This window comes from Cupriavidus sp. 05L310 (assembly GCF_056398185.1).
The window spans coordinates 1-16,750 of record NZ_JBFTOX010000065.1; the positions used below are offsets into that span (position 1 = coordinate 1).

General features: G+C 62.0%; 13 protein-coding genes. 5 read left to right on the plus strand and 8 right to left on the minus strand.

The annotated features are described in order from the left end of the window. From AC1DS6_RS34740 to AC1DS6_RS34750, 3 genes are all read left to right on the plus strand, one after another. Window positions 1–726, plus strand: a 726-nt coding sequence (locus AC1DS6_RS34740; RefSeq protein WP_477104150.1) for an SDR family oxidoreductase, incomplete at its 5' end; no start/stop codon positions are given. Between the two features lie 140 nt (window positions 727–866). Next, entirely contained in the window at window positions 867–2,015 is a 1,149-nt protein-coding gene (locus AC1DS6_RS34745) for an MFS transporter (RefSeq protein WP_459572969.1), read from the plus strand. A gap of 17 nt (window positions 2,016–2,032) precedes the next feature. After that, window positions 2,033–2,752: a hypothetical protein gene (locus AC1DS6_RS34750; protein WP_459572972.1), complete on the plus strand. Its 720-nt coding sequence runs from the start codon at window positions 2,033–2,035 to the stop codon at window positions 2,750–2,752. Between the two features lie 311 nt (window positions 2,753–3,063). Here AC1DS6_RS34750 and ltrA read toward each other — a convergent pair whose 3' ends face one another. The 8 genes from ltrA to AC1DS6_RS34790 all read right to left on the minus strand — a co-directional run bounded on the left by ltrA (window position 3,064) and on the right by AC1DS6_RS34790 (window position 12,212). Continuing rightward, entirely contained in the window at window positions 3,064–4,368 is a 1,305-nt protein-coding gene (gene ltrA / locus AC1DS6_RS34755; RefSeq protein ID WP_477104151.1) for a group II intron reverse transcriptase/maturase, read from the minus strand. Between the two features lie 578 nt (window positions 4,369–4,946). After that, window positions 4,947–5,153 (minus strand): hypothetical protein, encoded by a 207-nt coding sequence (locus AC1DS6_RS34760; protein WP_477104152.1) that lies wholly within the window; start codon window positions 5,151–5,153, stop codon window positions 4,947–4,949. A 32-nt stretch (window positions 5,154–5,185) separates the two neighbouring features. Further along, window positions 5,186–5,980: an ExeA family protein gene (locus tag AC1DS6_RS34765; RefSeq protein ID WP_477104153.1), complete on the minus strand. Its 795-nt coding sequence runs from the start codon at window positions 5,978–5,980 to the stop codon at window positions 5,186–5,188. Between the two features lies 1 nt (window position 5,981). Beyond that, entirely contained in the window at window positions 5,982–7,304 is a 1,323-nt protein-coding gene (locus AC1DS6_RS34770) for a DDE-type integrase/transposase/recombinase (protein WP_477104154.1), read from the minus strand. Between the two features lie 128 nt (window positions 7,305–7,432). Next, a complete protein-coding gene (locus tag AC1DS6_RS34775; protein WP_267606736.1) occupies window positions 7,433–7,966 on the minus strand; it encodes a DUF6431 domain-containing protein in 534 nt (177 codons plus the stop codon). A 411-nt stretch (window positions 7,967–8,377) separates the two neighbouring features. Continuing rightward, window positions 8,378–9,670 carry an IS701 family transposase gene (locus AC1DS6_RS34780; protein WP_477104155.1) on the minus strand — a complete coding sequence of 431 codons (1,293 nt, stop codon included), beginning with the start codon at window positions 9,668–9,670 and terminating at the stop codon, window positions 8,378–8,380. Between the two features lie 511 nt (window positions 9,671–10,181). Beyond that, a complete protein-coding gene (locus AC1DS6_RS34785) occupies window positions 10,182–11,333 on the minus strand; it encodes an IS110 family RNA-guided transposase (RefSeq protein WP_477104156.1) in 1,152 nt (383 codons plus the stop codon). 408 nt (window positions 11,334–11,741) lie between these two features. Next, entirely contained in the window at window positions 11,742–12,212 is a 471-nt protein-coding gene (locus AC1DS6_RS34790; protein ID WP_477104157.1) for a toll/interleukin-1 receptor domain-containing protein, read from the minus strand. Window positions 12,213–12,934: 722 nt separating this feature from the next. On the opposite strand from AC1DS6_RS34790, the gene AC1DS6_RS34795 reads away from it, so the two are divergent. Together AC1DS6_RS34795 and AC1DS6_RS34800 are read left to right on the plus strand one after the other, a co-directional pair. Next, the gene (locus AC1DS6_RS34795; protein ID WP_477104158.1) at window positions 12,935–13,732 is read left to right on the plus strand and encodes a Hachiman antiphage defense system protein HamA; all 798 of its coding nucleotides are present in this window, start codon (window positions 12,935–12,937) and stop codon (window positions 13,730–13,732) included. A gap of 5 nt (window positions 13,733–13,737) precedes the next feature. Further along, window positions 13,738–16,716, plus strand: a complete 2,979-nt coding sequence (locus AC1DS6_RS34800; protein ID WP_477104159.1) for a DEAD/DEAH box helicase — start codon at window positions 13,738–13,740, stop codon at window positions 16,714–16,716. The last annotated feature ends 34 nt before the right edge of the window (window positions 16,717–16,750 follow it).

Sequence of the window (16,750 nt, forward strand, 5' to 3'; positions counted from 1 at the left end):
GGCGGGACGTCGGGCATTGGCCTGGAGTTGGCGAAGGCCTTCCATGCCTTGGGAAACAAGGTCATCATTGCTGGACGCCGCAAAGCACTTCTGCGGCAGATCTCCGCGGAGTATCCCGGCATCGATGGCGTCGAACTCGATATTTCCGAGGCTGCCGACATCGCGCGCGTGGCGAAGGACTTGATCTCGGACTATCCCACGCTGAACGTTCTGATCAACAACGCGGGCATCATGCCGTTTGACGACGCGTCGACTCCCGTCGAGGACGCCGCGTCTCGCAGCATCCTCGACACCAACCTCTTGGGCCCGATCCGCATGACATCGGAGCTCGTCGAGCATCTGAAGGGTCAACCTCGCTCGACGATTATCTACAACACGTCGGTGCTGGCGTATGTCCCGATCGCCACTAATGCAGTCTATTCCGCATCGAAAGCGGCGCTGCACTCTTATGCCCTGTCGCAGCGCTTCATGCTCCGCGCGACCAACGTGACAGTCCAGGAGATCGCACCGCCTTGGGTCGACACCGACCTCGTCAAGAAGAGCGGCGATCCGCGTGCCATGCCCCTGGACGCGTTTATCGAAGAAACCATGCGCGGCCTCGGGACCGAAGAGCATGAGGTGTTTGTCGAGTCCATTCGCGCCATGCGCGATAACCCGGGACTCGGCGAGCATCAGTTGGTTCACGACTTCAACCAGTACATCGCCGATAACCCCATCCCGGTTTAACGAGAAGCCTGGCGCCCCGGCCCGGAGTGCCAGTGACCACGCGCAGGAGAAGATCTGTGTCACACAATAGCCGTGCGGTAACGGCACCCGCGGCCTCCGCGGTACCCGCCCCCGAACGCAACGACTCGCTTGTACCCGCCTTGTTTCTGGCGCTCGGCACGTTTGCGATTGGCACCGAGGGATTCATGATTGCGCCTCTGCTATCTACGATGGCAGCCGATTTCGGGATGACCGTGCCACATATCGCACTGCTCGTCGTGGTATTCACACTGACCATGGCCGTGAGTTCACCTGTCGCGACGGTCATGACGGCGCGATTACGGCGTCGCAGCGTACTGCTGTTCGCCATGACCATCTTTGGCGGAGGAAACCTGCTGGCCGCCTGGTCGCCCAGCTTCGGGCTGCTGATGACCGCACGCGTGATGATGGCCGTTGCTTCTGGTCTATATGTGCCCAACGCCAACGCCCTTGCCGGTGCGATCGTATCTGCTAGCAAGCGAGGCCGGGCGTTGGCCATTGTGAGCGGGGGTATGACACTGGCGATCGCGCTGGGCTTGCCTCTTGGCGGCGTAGTGGGACATGCCTTCGGCTGGCGTGCCACCTTTCTGGCGGTCGGCGCGATGAGCCTGACGGCGATTGCAGGGATTCTCGTCGGCGTCGCCCGGGATGCCGGTGCTGGCATTCCTGTGGCAACGCTATCGCAACGGCTCTCAATCGCCCGTCAGCCTGCCGTCGTCCGATTGCTTTCGGTGAGCCTATTCTGGTCCATTGGTGCCTATGCTGCATATCCCTATATCGCAGCCTACCTCTCTCGCGTGCTTGAATTCGACGCAGTTGGCATCAATGCGACTGTTTCGATGTGGGGCCTGGCGGCGGCAGTGGGTGTTACGGCGGGAGGGACGCTGACGGACAAGTTTGGCTCGAGCCGGGTGGCGCGCTACTCGCTTTTCGCCCTGGCACTTTCATTCTGGGCGCTCGCCTTGTCGGCCTCCACGCATTCGGCGGGCCCGGCGCTGTTACCAGTCCTGGCGGCGATCGCGGTATGGGGCTTCGCCGTCTGGGCGTTCTTCCCGGCACAGATGTCGCGCCTGATGGCAGCCGGCAGCCCGTCCCAGGCACCGCTCTCGCTGGCCTTAAACACGTCGACCATGTACTTCGGCTTTTCCATTGGCAGCGCGATAGGTGCGGCGATTCTGGCGACTGAGGCAATCTGGGGCATTGGCCTATTCGCCGGCGCGTGTGAGATGGTCGCCCTTATTCTCAATCGCCATGTGGCACAGGCTAGGTAATGAAAAAGGTCCATTCTATGAACAGCATCGCGAAAGCCATCATCGACGCCCACGGGGGCATCACCCAATGGCGGAAATTTACAAAGGTCCAGGCCGACTTGAGCCAAGGTGGGGCACTATGGGCTATCAAATCCCAACCCGGTGTACTCGACACGACTACGGTCACAGTAAGTACCGACAGGCAATGGGCATCACACGAACCGTTCGGAACGCTCGCGAGCAGGAGTGACTTTATGGGACGCCGAATCGCTCTACTAGATGCGGCTAACCAAGTTCTGCAAGAGCGTATGCAGCCCCGCACCTCGTTCGAAGGACACAAGCTGGAAACCCCTTGGGATCCCCTGCAGCTAGCCTTCTTCGCTGGCTGTGCGATGTGGACCTACCTGAATACACCATTCTTGCTCGCATGGGACGGTGTAGTGTGCGAGGACGCTGGGACATGGACAGAGCGCGGCGAAACGTGGCGCAAGATCGAGGTGCGCTACCCAGATTCGCTAGAGGTCTTCAGCAATGCACAGGCAATCTACGTTGATTCCGACAATCTAGTACGCCGCCTCGACTATGACGTGGAGATCGCCGGCAATACAGCCGGAGCGCATTACGTCGGCGACTACATCACGGTTTCAGGCATCCGCTTCCCGACAAGACGTCGTATCTATCCGCGCCTGCCCGACGGTCAAGCGATCCCGGAGCCGCTGGTCGTCTCGATTGATGTCAACAACATTACCCTTAGCTGAAGAAGGAGTTACGCAGCGCGAGGAAGTATGTCGCGGCATTCTAGCCATATCTTTGCCCCCAGAATGCACGCCAACACGCTCTCCATTGCGCTCAATCGACTCATTTTTCCTAGCCTGCGGCTTCTCTAATCTTGTAGGGTCGAGAACTGGCGCGCGCACGTTAGGCTCCGGTGGCAGTTCCACTGCTTTCGCAGTGGGCCTCAGTCCGGCTGCCGTGGCCACGTTTCCAGCTCCCGCCTCATCGAACGCAGCGGGCCGTTTTCCGGCACTACGCTCTCCTGCCTGCTTCATGTCAACGCTTATGGGACCTATCATGCTGGGGACGCTTTCATTTGCGTTTTGTAGCGAACCTTATAGCCATTGAACAGCTTCAGTTCGCCATACAACCACCGCTTACTCCACGTCTCCCAGCCGAAGCCCTGTTGCTGCCGGGATCGCTGCATGTGGCGCCTGATCTTCTTTTCCACCCAGTCTTTCACGAAGCTGAAGCACTCACTGGAATGTCCAACAGCGAAGTAGTTCACCCAGCCACGTAGCACCGGGTTGATCAATTCGACAACACGGCCCACCGGCTGCGACTTATATCGCCTGAACACATCCTTGAGCTTTCGCAGTAACGTCGTTCGCTTTTTCAGCTTGGGCGTGTACTGCGGTCGCCACACCTTGTTCCGGATGCTTCGGATGCGACGGAAGTCGAAGCCCAGAAAGCCGAAGCTCTCTCCACATGCCAGATTCACGGTGCGGCTCTTCTCTTCATTGATTTCGACCTGCAGTTTGGCAAATTCTTCCCGAAGGCGTCGGGTCACGGCCCCGAGCAACCACGCATGGCGCGGGTGGGCATTGATCAGCACGACCAGGTCGTCAGCGAAGCGGGCATACTCGACGTGAGTGTACTTCCCTTCGCGCGTGGTATCCTTCGCGCGCTCCAGCATTTGATCCACCTCTGTGAGATAGATATTGCTGAGCAGCGGCGAAATCACCCCGCCCTGCGGAACGCCTTGTTTGCCCGATGCAGTCAGCATCAGCTTTAGCAGATGCATGACGTCCCGATCATTGATCCGCCGCGCCACCTTGCCGAGCAGCAGATGATGCCGCACGGTGTCAAAGTAGGCGCGTAGATCCAGATCTAAGACCAGGGTTTTCGCCTGCACGATCGCCGTCGCCACTCGCTGCACCGCTTCATGTGCGGTCCTCTTGGGACGATAGCCATACGACCCCGGCAGGAAATCTGCCTCGAAGATCGGTTCCAGTATCAGCTTGAGCGCACCCTGGACCACTCGATCACGGATAGCGGGTATCGATAGGACGCGGAATTTTCCCCCGTCCTTCGGTATCTCCCTCCTCCGTGCCGGCAGTGGCCGGTAGGTACGGTCCACCAGTTCGCCCCGTATCTGCTCCAGGAACGCCTCCACGCCCTGCGCCTCGATGACCTCGAACGTCACGCCGTCAATACCCGGTGCTCCGTTGTTTAATCTGGCCATCTCGTACGCTTCGCGTAGTGCCTCCGTCTTGCAGACATGGACGTACAAGCCCCAGAAACGCCAGGACGGTTCAGTCTTCGCCTTGACGTATAGTCCCCGCCTCAGGTCCTGCAAACTAACGGACGTCTTTGTCATCTCGTCCTTGCCTCCCATGTTGTTGAGGACGTTACAAACAGCAGGGCCCCTTCGCTCCGCCAGCGTTACCCGGCTTCACAGCTACTACGGACCCATCCGCCACCCTCTCGCCTTCGATCCACTTCCCGGGTTCTCCGGTTATAGAACCTACCTTGCTCCGACGATTTCGCGCCGGGGCGAGGAGGGCTTCTCCAGTTGCTTAGCGTGTCCTTGTCATCGTGCCGTCGCTTACACCCCGCCGAAGTGAAGTAGCCGTGTCGGTCAGATTTCGGCTACCCATGCTGCCTTCGCCTACACAGTGAGGGCTCGGCCTTCGGGTCTATTGTTTTCGAGGCCACATCCGCGTTCACTTTGGTTACGGCCCGATGACTCGCGCGGCCCCCAAGTGTTACGTCCCGGGCTATTTGAGGAGCGGCGTCGCGAGCTATTCGAGGTGAGACGTCGGCAATCGTCGCGGGTTGCCGGAGGCGCAGAGCAACTCCGGCGTAGCGTGAGATGGAATGAGGCGAAGTCCGAGAATCGTCGCACGATGAAGGGGGGCGAAGGGCAAACAGCCCCGGGATGGCCGGGGCTGTTGCTTAGAACGGATCGTCCAGACGGGGTTGGCGTTTGCCGCCACCGTGCCATGGTTCGTAATAGCGGCGGATCTGGTCCCGGTACGTGGCGCTGAACCACAGGAAGCAATCTGAGAGGAAGTGCTGGATTTGCGCGGCTGCCTCGTCAGATAGTGTGGGTGGAATCGGCATCGGGGGCATGGCAGGACGGGGCGTGTTCTTGGATCGCATGCGGGAAGACTCCTTGTGTTGACTACCGGCAGTCATCGCAACTCCTCGATAGCCTGTTGAAGCAGCTCGTCTGGCAGGTGATTGAGCCCTTTCGGAACGGCCAATTGCATGGTGGTGCGCAAGATGCGCCCGGCCTGCCGCGGTAGGCCACGCGAGGCCTGCCGCAGCAGTTCGAGCCCGGAGTCGGCCAGCAGCGTGTGGGTGCAGCCGGCGCTCTTGAGCGCGTGCGCAATGAGCTGCGCGAAGCGTTCACGCTCGAAGACCGGTTTGAACAGCACACGCGCCTGAATGCGTCCATACAAGGCGGCGTACGGCGCGCGCTCGAGCGTACTGGCCAGACTCGGATGACCGGCGAACCAGACGGTGAGCAGGTCACGGGCATCGAAGGCGAAGTTCAGGAACGACGGGAAGTCGCGGAAGAACTCGGGCGGCAGGTTCTGGGCTTCGTCGATGATCCACACGGGCAGCAATTGCTTGCTGTCGGCCAGCTCGGTGATGCGCTGCTTCAGGTCGCGCCACAGGTCGGCGCGCCGATAGCCGGGTTCGAGGCCGAGCGCGCGGGCCAGCGCCCGGTACAGATCGACGCGCCCGAACTCGGTCTCGGCCAAGTAGATGACCAGATAGCGATGCGGATTGAGCGTGCGGGTGATGTGGCGCAGCGCGGCGGTCTTGCCCACGCCGGGCTCGCCGGTGAGCAGGCCGATGCCGGGGCTGGTCAGCAGCCACTGGAAGCGCTCAGTCAACTGGGCGAGCGCACCGTCGTCCCACAGTTCGGTCGAATCCTTGTCCAGCAGCGCACGACGCAGGCCGAAGTGTTGTCGGTACATGTCATGCCTCCGGTGCGTAGTGGCGCTGGTGAACGAGCTCGATCAGATTGGGCCCCGGCGAGGCAGGTTCGCCGGTCGCCGGTTCCGACAGGGGCTTGCGACGCCGGCGGGTGAGGTTTGCAACGGCGTCGAGTTCGGTGGCGGCGCCCAGCGGCTGTCCGGATTCGCTCTCGACCCGCCTGACCGTCGCGGTATGCGGATCGACGACGAGCTGCACGGTCTGGCCGGTCAGCTCGTACGGGACCTCGAAGCGCTTGCCCTGGAACGACACCGTGCCATCGCGACGCACGTGGCGCGCGACGCGATGCAGGAACAGCTCATCGAGTTGCGCGGCCAGCGAGCCCAGCGAGCGGATCCTGGGCAGGTCCTGCTGATAGCGGGCCAGCGGCGTTTGGTTATCGAGCGCGCTGTGTGGGTTGCGGTGATAGACCTGCTCGACCCAGGCCCACAGGCGGGCGTTCAGGTCGGCCAGGTCGCGCAGATGGGTGATGTCGAGCTCGGCGAGGAACTGCTCGCGTAGGGTCCGGTGCCAGCGTTCCAACTTCCCCTTGCCTTCTGGTGCGTATGGCCGGCAATAGACCAGTCGGATCGACAGGCGTGCGCAGATGCCCTGCAGGGTCGAAGCGCGATACGCTGCGCCGTTGTCGACGACGATCATCTTTGGCACGCCGCGCTTGAGCAGCGCCTGCTTGAGCACGCCCTCGATATCCAGCGCCGTCTCGGACAGGCAGAAGGCGCTGTGGGCGATGAGCCGCGAGGCGTCATCCATGAGCGAGACGAGATAGGTCTTCATGCGCCGGCCGCCGAACGACAGCGTGGGTGCGTGCATGACGTCGCCGTACCAGATGGAGCCGGCGTGTTCGGCCACGAAGCTGCGCTTCTCGTCGGGCACGACCGCTGGGCCGGCAATGCGCGAGAGCCCATGCGTCTGAAGCAGGCGGTGCACCGCGCAGCGCGAGAGCGAGTCGCGCGGCACAACGCCGCTGGCCTCGAGCAGCAGGCGAATCTGGCGAATCGAGCGGCGCGGGTTCTCGCGCTTGGCGGCCAGCACCGCGGTTTGCACCGGCTCGGGCAGCTTGGAGCGGCCGGTATCGGTGCGGGGCTTGTCGGCCAGCCCCGCGATGCCCTCGCGCCGCCAGGCGTAGTACCAGGCCTGCAGGGTCTTCTCGCCGATGTGGCGCCGGCGCGAGCCGGGGATCGCATACTCCTGGCGGGCCAGTTGCCGCAGGAGCTGCTGCAGCTCGCCGCGGCCCAGCTTCTCGCGGCTGACCAGCGGGCCCAGCACGGACAGGCGAAACAGTGCCTTCGGATCGATGTCATTCATGAACGTTCCTCGTAAAAAGGGAAACGCCATGAGACCTGCAATCCGAATCCGGCGGCAGTGGGCAAAGTGTGTGGAGTCCCGGTGCCAATGCGAATTGGCCCATCGCGGCCCGCGTTGGAGTCAATTGATCACGGGACATCCTGGTCGTCGTGATCGAGCCAGGCCATTGCCTCACACAACGGCATTCGCGCGAAGCAGGTGAGCCAGAACGTGGTGGAATCGGCGGCGCGGCCCAGTTCGGCAAAGCGGCTGCGCAGATGGAACATGAAGGTCGCGCCGTGCGCCTGGAGCCAGTGCCACCAGCGCCGCACGGTGTGGTAGCTCAGCGCGAACACGGCGGCCACGCGGCGCAGCGATGCGCCGATGAGCAGGAGCAGCAGGACTTGCTGCTGCAGTGCCCAGTCGTACCAGCGGCGTGGGCAGATGCACAGCGGCAGGCGCGAGCAGGTGCGGCGGCACGTTGGGCAACGAAAGCGTGGAACCGGTGCCGGATTGAGCGAGCCGTCCTCGCCGCGGTCGGCCTTGCGGTGGTAGCAGCCATGGCACCACAGACAGGCGCCACCGCAATGGATGCAGACCTTGGGCCGGTACGACTGCGGGGTGGCACGAACGGCGCGAAGATGTTGTTCGAGAGTGGGAAACGCGAATACAATCCGATGCATAGGCCAGTCTGTTCTGATGTTCGTACGAGGTCCGGAAACGTCGCACGATATCAGAGGAGTACTGGCCTTCTTTACGCCCGTCGTGTCTCGCGATGGTCAAGGCGATGTTCCTAAACTCGCTCTTGCCGAAACCGCGACAAACACCCCTCGCCAAACCTCAAAATTGGCGGGACGTAACACCAAGGGGCCGCCTGTCGGTAGGCTTCAGAGTCTTGGTTTCCCGCCACCCTGCTATTCAAGCTACGGGGCGCCTGACTTTTACCCCGGCAGGACTGGCTCCTGCTGAACACGCCAGCCTTAGCTGGACGCACACTGTGTCACAAATTTAGCTTCACATCCCAGCAGCATGGACACCGGCGGAGCCGGTTGATAATGGCACGAGCGATGAGTAGCCGCAGCGTCGAAATCGACTCAGCCACGTGGCGCTGCACTCGTCCGGCTGCCGCGAGGGACGTAATCCTTGGGGAAGGAAGGCGTTTCTGGTTGAGCACGGTTTTTTTTTGAGGTGCTCTGATTGAGGCGCATAGCGACGAGGAAGGCGTAGGCCGCAATACACAGGGTGGCATGGTGATGAAAGCCCCTCCAGCCGCGGCCTTCATAGTGCGCGAGGCCGAACTCCTGCTTGAGTTCCTGATAGTCGCGCTCGATACGCCAGCGCATCTTGGTGACGAAGACCAATTGTTCCAGGGTGGCATCGGACGGACCGGTAGAGAGGAAGTATTTCACCGGCTCGGCTTCTCCTTCGGGCCATTCGATCAGTAGCCACTCCTCGGGACGCATCTGCGTGCCCAGGTAGTCGCGATGAGCAGGGCGAACCCGCACGGCGGCGAAGCGGGAGGACAGTTCAGTGTTGGAGCCTTCCCGCCAGGTGACCGTGCGATAGACTTGCTGCGGCAAGTCCATCGCCAAGGCCTTCACCGTCACCGGTTGGTGTCCAGGCTCCCGACGCAGCTTCGTCGGCCGTATGCCGCGACCGCTCCATGCCTTGGGCGGCAGCGGCGCGGTGCCGGGCGCCCATACCGTAGTCCCCGGCCGTATGCCGACTGCATACAGCATGCCCATCTCAGTAATGCCATCGCGAAAGGCGGTTTCATCGCCATACCCGGCGTCCGCCAGCACCACGCCCATCGGCACGCCCGAGGCGAGCGCCTCACGCATTTGCGCCAGAGCAATTTCCGGCTTGGTCGCGAACGTCATGCCGTCCGGCACCCCGGCCTTCTTCTTGCGCACCGGGTCACTCGCCCAGTCTTTGGGCAAATACAGTTGATAGGCGACAGGAATGCTGCCCTGGACGCTGGCCAGCGAAAGACTGACCGCCACCTGGCAGTTGTCCTGCTTGCCCAGTTGACCGCAGTATTGGCGCGCGACGCCAACTGAATGCATTCCCTTCTTCGGGAACCCGGTGTCATCGATAATCCAGTAGCAGCCACTGTCCAACCCGAGGTGTGGCACAACCCAGTCGCGAACGCGCGACATCACGGCACTGTCCGACCATCCCGCCTTGGCCACGAAGTGATGTAACGATTGGTGCTTGGCAGCCACGTGTAGCGGATCGGTATGCGCAGCCAGAGGCTCAACACTCTTGCGCTGGATCGGCAACATGAGGCCTCGACAATAGTCCTGCAATCCGACGTTTCGATCCACATGATCCAACGCCACGCATAGGTACTCAATATAACGATCGAATTCCGCCAGATTTCCCATTGCCGCCTCTTGCCACGATGGAATCTTGGTTATAACTGAAATTCAATATTATTGACACAGTAATTGTCGTTTTTGTGACACAGTAAGATTTCTATGGGGCGTTGGGAGTCAAGCACTTGTTGGTCTTTTTTCGTTGGGCAGTATCTCCTATTGAGACGAGAGACGAGCCGCAAGTTATCCACGGCCGGTCAGCGGGTCGCCTGTCACGACCACGACGCTGGCCAGCGGTGGATAACTTGCACGGCAAAGGCGCGTGATTTCAGTTTGGTGTCCTTTCAATAATTCGAGACTTCAACGGGATGGAGGTCGGAGTGTCTGATGCCGGGCAGTTGCCCTGGCCAACTTCTATCCGTGCCGGCGCCAGGCCGGTCACCACATACCGCATGCGCAAAGCGCTGGAACACTCCCTTAGCGACGCGCCCCATCTAAAACTACGATTACCCGTCGGGTAACCCTCTTACTGTCCGGGCGCGCTAACCTTCAAACCGTTCATCGACCGATGCTGGAGTTCTCAGATCACGACGGCACTGCTGCCGAGCGACTTGAGCCTTGCCCCGAGCGGAATCTCACCATATTCCAGGTAGCGCCACAATGCGATCGCGAGACGGCGAGCGAGCGCGACAATGCCGATGCGTCGCGAGCGCTTTCCGGACATGGCAAATCGTTGCCTAAACCACTGGCTCAACTGGCTCGCCGGCTGAAAGCGCAACCAGCTCCATGCGAGTTCCACCATCAGCCACCGCGCCCGTTTATTGCCCGCCTTGCTGATGCCCTGTTCGACTTGGCTGGTGCCGCTTGCGTAGGGCGTCGGCGCCAGGCCCAGGCAACCGGCAAGTTCACGGCGATTGTGGAACCGCCGCCAGCCAAACAGTTCCTTGACCAGGGTCCATGCACTGCCAGTGCCGATACCTGCAAGCCGCGTCAGCACGGCGATCGTGGGTTGTGTGCCGCTGCGGACTTGGCGGTTTTGGAACGCCTCCAGTGTCGTGATCTGCTTGGCGACAAGCAACAGCCGCTCGAACTCGCGTTCTATCTCGGCGCGCAAACCTGGCAGGAGCTGCGCGGCATGCTGGGCCCACCAGCATGCCCACGAGCGCCCACCGATGCGCTCGAGCCGCAGGTTGTGCAACACCAGCAGCGAGCGGATTCGGTTGCTGTGGGCGGTGCGCTCCTGGCGCAGGCGCCCGAGCTCGCGATGCACGCGCCGCTCATCTTCCTGCTCTTCGGTTGGGACCCGCGCGACTGCCCACACCCGCCGCTCGCCCGCGTAGTAACGGATCAGCATCGACAGCAGCTTGTCGCTGTCGAGCCGGTCCGTCTTCGCGCGGCGCGCCCGCCGGTTCACTTCGATACTGGCGGAATCGACCACCAGGTTGACGATTCCATGTGTGCTGAGCCAGCGGTGCAGCCAAAAGCCGTCCCGGCCGGCCTCATAGCAGGAGCGCACCGGCGCATCGGCAGGCAGATGACACCGGGCTTTGGCCTTGGCGATTGCAGTCAGGACCGACGTCATGTCGCCGGCCGCCACCGAGCACCGGCTCGGCCCGCGCACGCCGTCGCCCAGCGACAGCTTCCAGCTCTTGTCGCCCAGTTCGAAGGCGATGTACAGCCGACCGGTGATCGTCGTATCCTGCCCCTGAAGGGCTGTGTCAGGCGCGTTCATTTGCGTGCTCCTCATGAGAAACGAGACTCCGAATCTTCGTTTTACTCCAAGGGGCTTAACTCTGCGGGCCCTTCATAGGCATCTAGAGGTGTGTGGACACATCGAGTGGCCAAGTAATCAACAACTTAGCCGATATCTTGTGTCGCTTGTATGGCCATTGAATATGGACATTAAAAAACCTGATGTGTCCATCGAGCCGAGGCTCCTCAGATGACTAGCTCCCCGGTACTGAACCGGCAGACTCCGGCCACAAGCGGACCTGCGCGATCGGCTTGGAACTTCCAGTATTCTTTCCTCTTCGTTGTGGCCCTACCACTCCGGCCTGAAGAATTCACATTTCGGGGTGCGCAAACAGCCCCGAGGCCGAGAGCCAGGGAGCGCAAAGGTGTTAGGAGCCAAGATAATCCGCTAGGCCCAGATGGCGACCAGCTCGGCAATCTTGGTCGCGACCACCGCCATTGAGTCTTCGGCAGTGTCCAGGCCGGTTCGGGAAGCAAGCAAGGGGCTGACATTCCGGAGCTCTGGGTACGTCGTCTGGTGCACGATGGGCACGAGCCGGTTGCCCGCCAGGAGGGCCGAAAGCTCTTTGTCGGCGACGCCCTCTTGCGGGAGGCGGCGCAACAGGTTCGGGGTGACCAGCACAAGCCCGATGCGGGAATTTGCCAAGCCCTTGTCAATGGCACGCATCATCGGCACGCCGAGGCCAAGGTCCTTCTCGCTGAACCAAACCTTGACGCCAGCCGCCACGAGCAAATCGTACAGCTCTTTGGCTGCCCCCTGCCGGTCGTCCCACGCGTGGCACAGAAAGCAATCGCGAAGGTCGGGCAGCTCCGCCGCTGTCTTCTCAACGGATTCGCGAATTGGCGTGAGTGACTGCACTTGGGAAGTCGTGTACGAGACCGACGAACCGGCTCGCGACCAGCGCGGCCTTGCTCTGCCACTGAACCTGCTACCGCCGCCGCCGCTGCTGTAGCCACCTCCTCCGCTGCCCGACGTGGAGTAGGTCGAACTGTAGCCACCGCCATAGCGGTAGCCGCGGCTGCTACATGCAGGACAGGCTGCAGCCGCTGCTGCCGAGTTGTGTCCACGTACTGGTGCCGTGCATCTTGCCATAGCCATGCTGCCTCGTTTATCGTGACAGCGCTGATGTTAAACACAATTGCTTAGGCCGTCATGGGATAAGCATGCGATGCTGTGGTGCACAAGGGCCCCATTCCCAGTGAGAATGCTGATGGAAGCTGCAGTTCTTCAAGCTGCCTAGGTAGCCCGAAGGCCGAGACCGGCCACAAGCGGTCACTCCAGCTTACTTCGACGAATGTCCGCCGCTTTCTCAGCAGCGGACGCCATTCTCCGCGCGCCGCCCGCCTTGACGCTGTCCCTCTTCTCGCCTACCGTCCAGCGATGCCAGCGCGGGAGCGTTCGCCATGCCACCGCGCATGTCAATATCCTCGCCGCAGCGGACGACGCCGACCTGCGCTATTCTCTTCGAGCGCTTCAAATTTCACGTCGACAACAGCGAGGCCATCGTCATTCCCTGTCGCCGGCCGGCACGATGACGGGAACCCACCCACACGTGCCGCGTTTAACCCTAAAGCTCTGCCATGGATGAACTGGGATTTGACTTCAACACTTCCATCGGGTGGTTCCCGCACCAGCAGGAACAGCCTTACGTCCTGGTCAGATTGACCGCAGAGCAAGCCCAGCAACTGGCCGCCGATCTGGCCATCGCCGTTCGGCGTTGCTACATCACCGACGCAGTGCTGACCCAGCGATCCAACGAGCTGGGCATCCCGCAAGGCGACATCCTGGCCTCGAAGCTGCCGGATCCTGGCTCCACCATGGCCGGCGACTTTGGAGAGCTGCTCTGCTACATCTATCAGTCAACCAAGGAGCTGCCTGGAACGGCCATCGGCGCCAAGAAATGGCGGCTCAAGCAAGATCGGACCAAGCCGGCCCCGCGATCGGATGTCGTCCATTTTCTAATGCCGAACCGCCCGAACTCTGGGGCCGAGGACGGCATCCTGTGCGCCGAAGTCAAGCTCAAGTCCACTCCGGGAACGTCCGCGCCCATTGCTTCGGCCATCGAAGATTGCGCGAAAGATCGCACCAGTCGCCTTGCCGAAACCCTGGTGTGGCTGCGTGAACGCGCCATGGCGGAAAGCCTCGGCGATGTCGACATTCCGTTGCTCAATCGCTTCATCAACCTCGTTGATCACCCACCAGTGGCAAAGCGGTATCGCGCCGTGGCGGTCGTGTGCGACAGCTTGCTGGATCAGGAGCTGCTCACGGCACCCGCCGTTGCCAGTGGCGATTTCACCCTCCTGGTGATTGCCGTGCCGAATCTGAAGCAGACCTACGAATCGGTGTTCGCCGCAGCGCGTGCCGCCGTCCCGGTTTAAAAAAAATGCGAGCCACCCTTCAGCACTGGATTAACGATGCCGATAGCGTCCGCCACCTGCGCTTTTTTTCGATCGCCCAGACGCCGATCCAACTCGCGCGCATCACCAATCGCCCGGAGGACTACTACATTTCGCTGGTTGGCGAGCTGTTTCGCAGCATGGACGCTCCCGACACCTCCCGCGACGATTGGGCGCAACTCGGCAATGCGTTCCTGCAATTCTCCGTCGAGACTTCCGACGAGCAGTTGAGGCAGCATGGCATCTCCCGGGAGGAGGCGACCCTCTACGCGGCCGCGTCGTTCTATTTTGGTGACTATCCCGCCTCGGCATGCTTGGCAATGCGGCGGGGTGGCCGCCCTCCAGAGAACCAGAGCCTGCAGGCGGCCTGCTATGATTTCCTGGCACGCCCACCAGTTCTGGAGTCCGCATTTGCCCTCGCCGTGCGCGAATCGCTCCGCGCCGGTGACATGCTGCGGCTCGCCCGCATGACCGAGGCGACCCGCCTTGCCGAGCGACGGGTGCTGCAGGAGGGGCCGGGCCCGTGGATCGCCGCCAAGCTTCTGCACCGGCTTCTCACCAGCTTTACCCGCTCGCATGTCCGCGCCGTCCTGCCTGACGGCCACCTCGAATTCTGGCAGCCACTGGTCGCCTCCCTGCTTGACCGGCAACCATCAACCTGGGAGTTCTTTCCCTCGCAGATCGAAGCGATCCACGGGGGCCTGCTCGCGTCCGTGGATAGCTACTCGCTGCAGATGCCGACAGGCGCCGGCAAGACCACGCTCTGCGAAACCCTGCTTTATTGGCATCTGAAGCGCGCTCCGCAGGATGTCGCGATCCTGCTGGTCCCGTACCGATCCCTGGCGTCGGAACTGCGCGGCACCCTGGTGCGACGATTGAATGCCTTGGGCATTGCGGCGCGCTGTGCTTACGGGGGCACGGTACCATCGGGTGAGGAAATCCACGCGCTCGCCGACGTGCAGGCCGTTGTTGCCACGCCTGAAGCGCTTTCCGGGCTCCTGGGAGCCGACCCCGATTTTGCAGGCCGAATTGGCCTGGTCATTTGCGACGAAGGCCATCTTCTGGATGGTGGCGAGCGAGGCATTGGGCTGGAGTTGCTGTTGGCCCGTCTGAAAGCCCGTCAGGCACGGCACACCCGGTTCGTCTTCATGTCGGCGATCGTGCCGAACATCGAGCAGATTAATGGCTGGCTGGGCGGCACAAACCAGACAGTCGTGCGCAGCAGCTATCGCCCCGCCAGCGCGGAGTTTGCCGTACTCCGACCTGTGGGCGACGGTGTCAGGACGGAGATCGGCCTCGAACTGCATCCGCACGAAGCGCAGGAACGGCGCTTCTCCATCGACGGCTTTCTCGCGCGACGCGACTTCTCCTATCCCAATCCTGAAACCGGGCGCCTGAAGACTCACCCGTTTGCGCCAATCAAGACCCAGGCAATCGCCGCGGCCCGCAAAGTGTTGCCCATGGGTGCAACCGCCATCTTCGCCGCCAACAAACGCGGAGCGCAAGGCGCCATCGGCATCGCCGAGACGCTCGTCGAGCAGTTGCATATCCCCTTACCCCTACCCAGGCCCATTGACTTCGCACGGCTCGACACAGTACAGAAGTCCGTCGCCTATCTCGAACTGGAATATGGCAACGACTGGGTCGGTACGGCGGCGCTCCGGAATGGCGTCGCACTTCACCATGGAGACATCCCCCAGGAGACGCGTGAGGTGCTGGAAGGCCTGGTTCGCGCCCTGGATGTCAAGCTGGTGATCTGTACCAGCACGCTGGCAGAAGGGGTCAACCTGCCGATCCGAACGCTTGTGCTCTACTCCGTCCAGCGGCGCGGCACGACTGGCCAAGAGGCCATGCTGGCCCGCGATATCAAGAATCTGGTAGGGCGCGCCGGCAGGGCGGGCGCGAATACCAAGGGTCTTGTGATCTGCGCCAACCCGGACCAGTGGCAGTTCGTCGAACCCGTGGCCCGACAGGGTGCCGGAGAGGCCGTCGAGGGTTCTTTACGCAAGCTGGTCGAAGCCATTACACGCTTTCTCACCCGCGGCAACCTGCCGCTCACCAATGAGTTCCTCGAGGCCAATCCGCCCATCTACCCCCTGATCGACGGGGTTGACGCCACGCTGATCGAATTGCTCTCCGACGAAATGGGTGAAGCCCAATTCGTCGCAATGGCACAGGATCTGGCGGCACAGACGTTCGCCGCACAGCAACTATCCGCGGCCTCCACGGCGCATCTGCGCACGGTGTTCGCCCTGCGGGCCGGCTGGCTCGTCGCCCTGCGCGGGGAAGGAAAGATCGGCTGGGCGCGCGCCACCGGCGCCAGAGCCCGCTGGATCGATTCCGTCGAAGTGGGCTTGCTACCGCGCCGGCCCAACTGGAGTATCGAGGCCGATCCGCTGTCTGACGAGGTACGACTCCCCCTGTTCGAATGGGCCTGGACGCTGCCCGAGCTTCGCCAGGCGGTAAAGCGGGCCTTTCGTCTGGATGAAAACGCGGACGTCAACACGGTGAAAGAACGGTTCTTCGAGATTGCGACGCTGTGGATGCGCGGATCGCAATATCGAGAGATTGCCGATCGTGTCGGCATGCCGATGGACGACTTGCTTGGCGTTTGCACGCAAGGCATCAGTTATTCGCTGCAGACAATTGTCGAGCAAGGCGTGAGTCTGTTGGAGAAGAAACTGGAGCGAGACGGTAGCGTTCTGGCCGAAGGAGTCCGAACCTTTCCCGATCATTTGCGCTTTGGCTTGCCCAATGCCGCCGCTCGCCTTCTGGCCGCCAGCGGACTGCGGCACCGCCGTGCGTGCACCCAACTGGGCGTTGCACTGCAGGCCCAGCCCGTCGTCGGCCCCACGCAAGTCAGGACCGATGCGCTCGCGTCGCTCCGGGCCCACGCGGACGCATGGCGTGCGCACTTGGGCGAACTCGTCTATCAGAACACGCTGTCAGACCTGTCCTCGCAGTGAGCCACGGCCAGTTAGCTGCTAACGCGGTGCGACG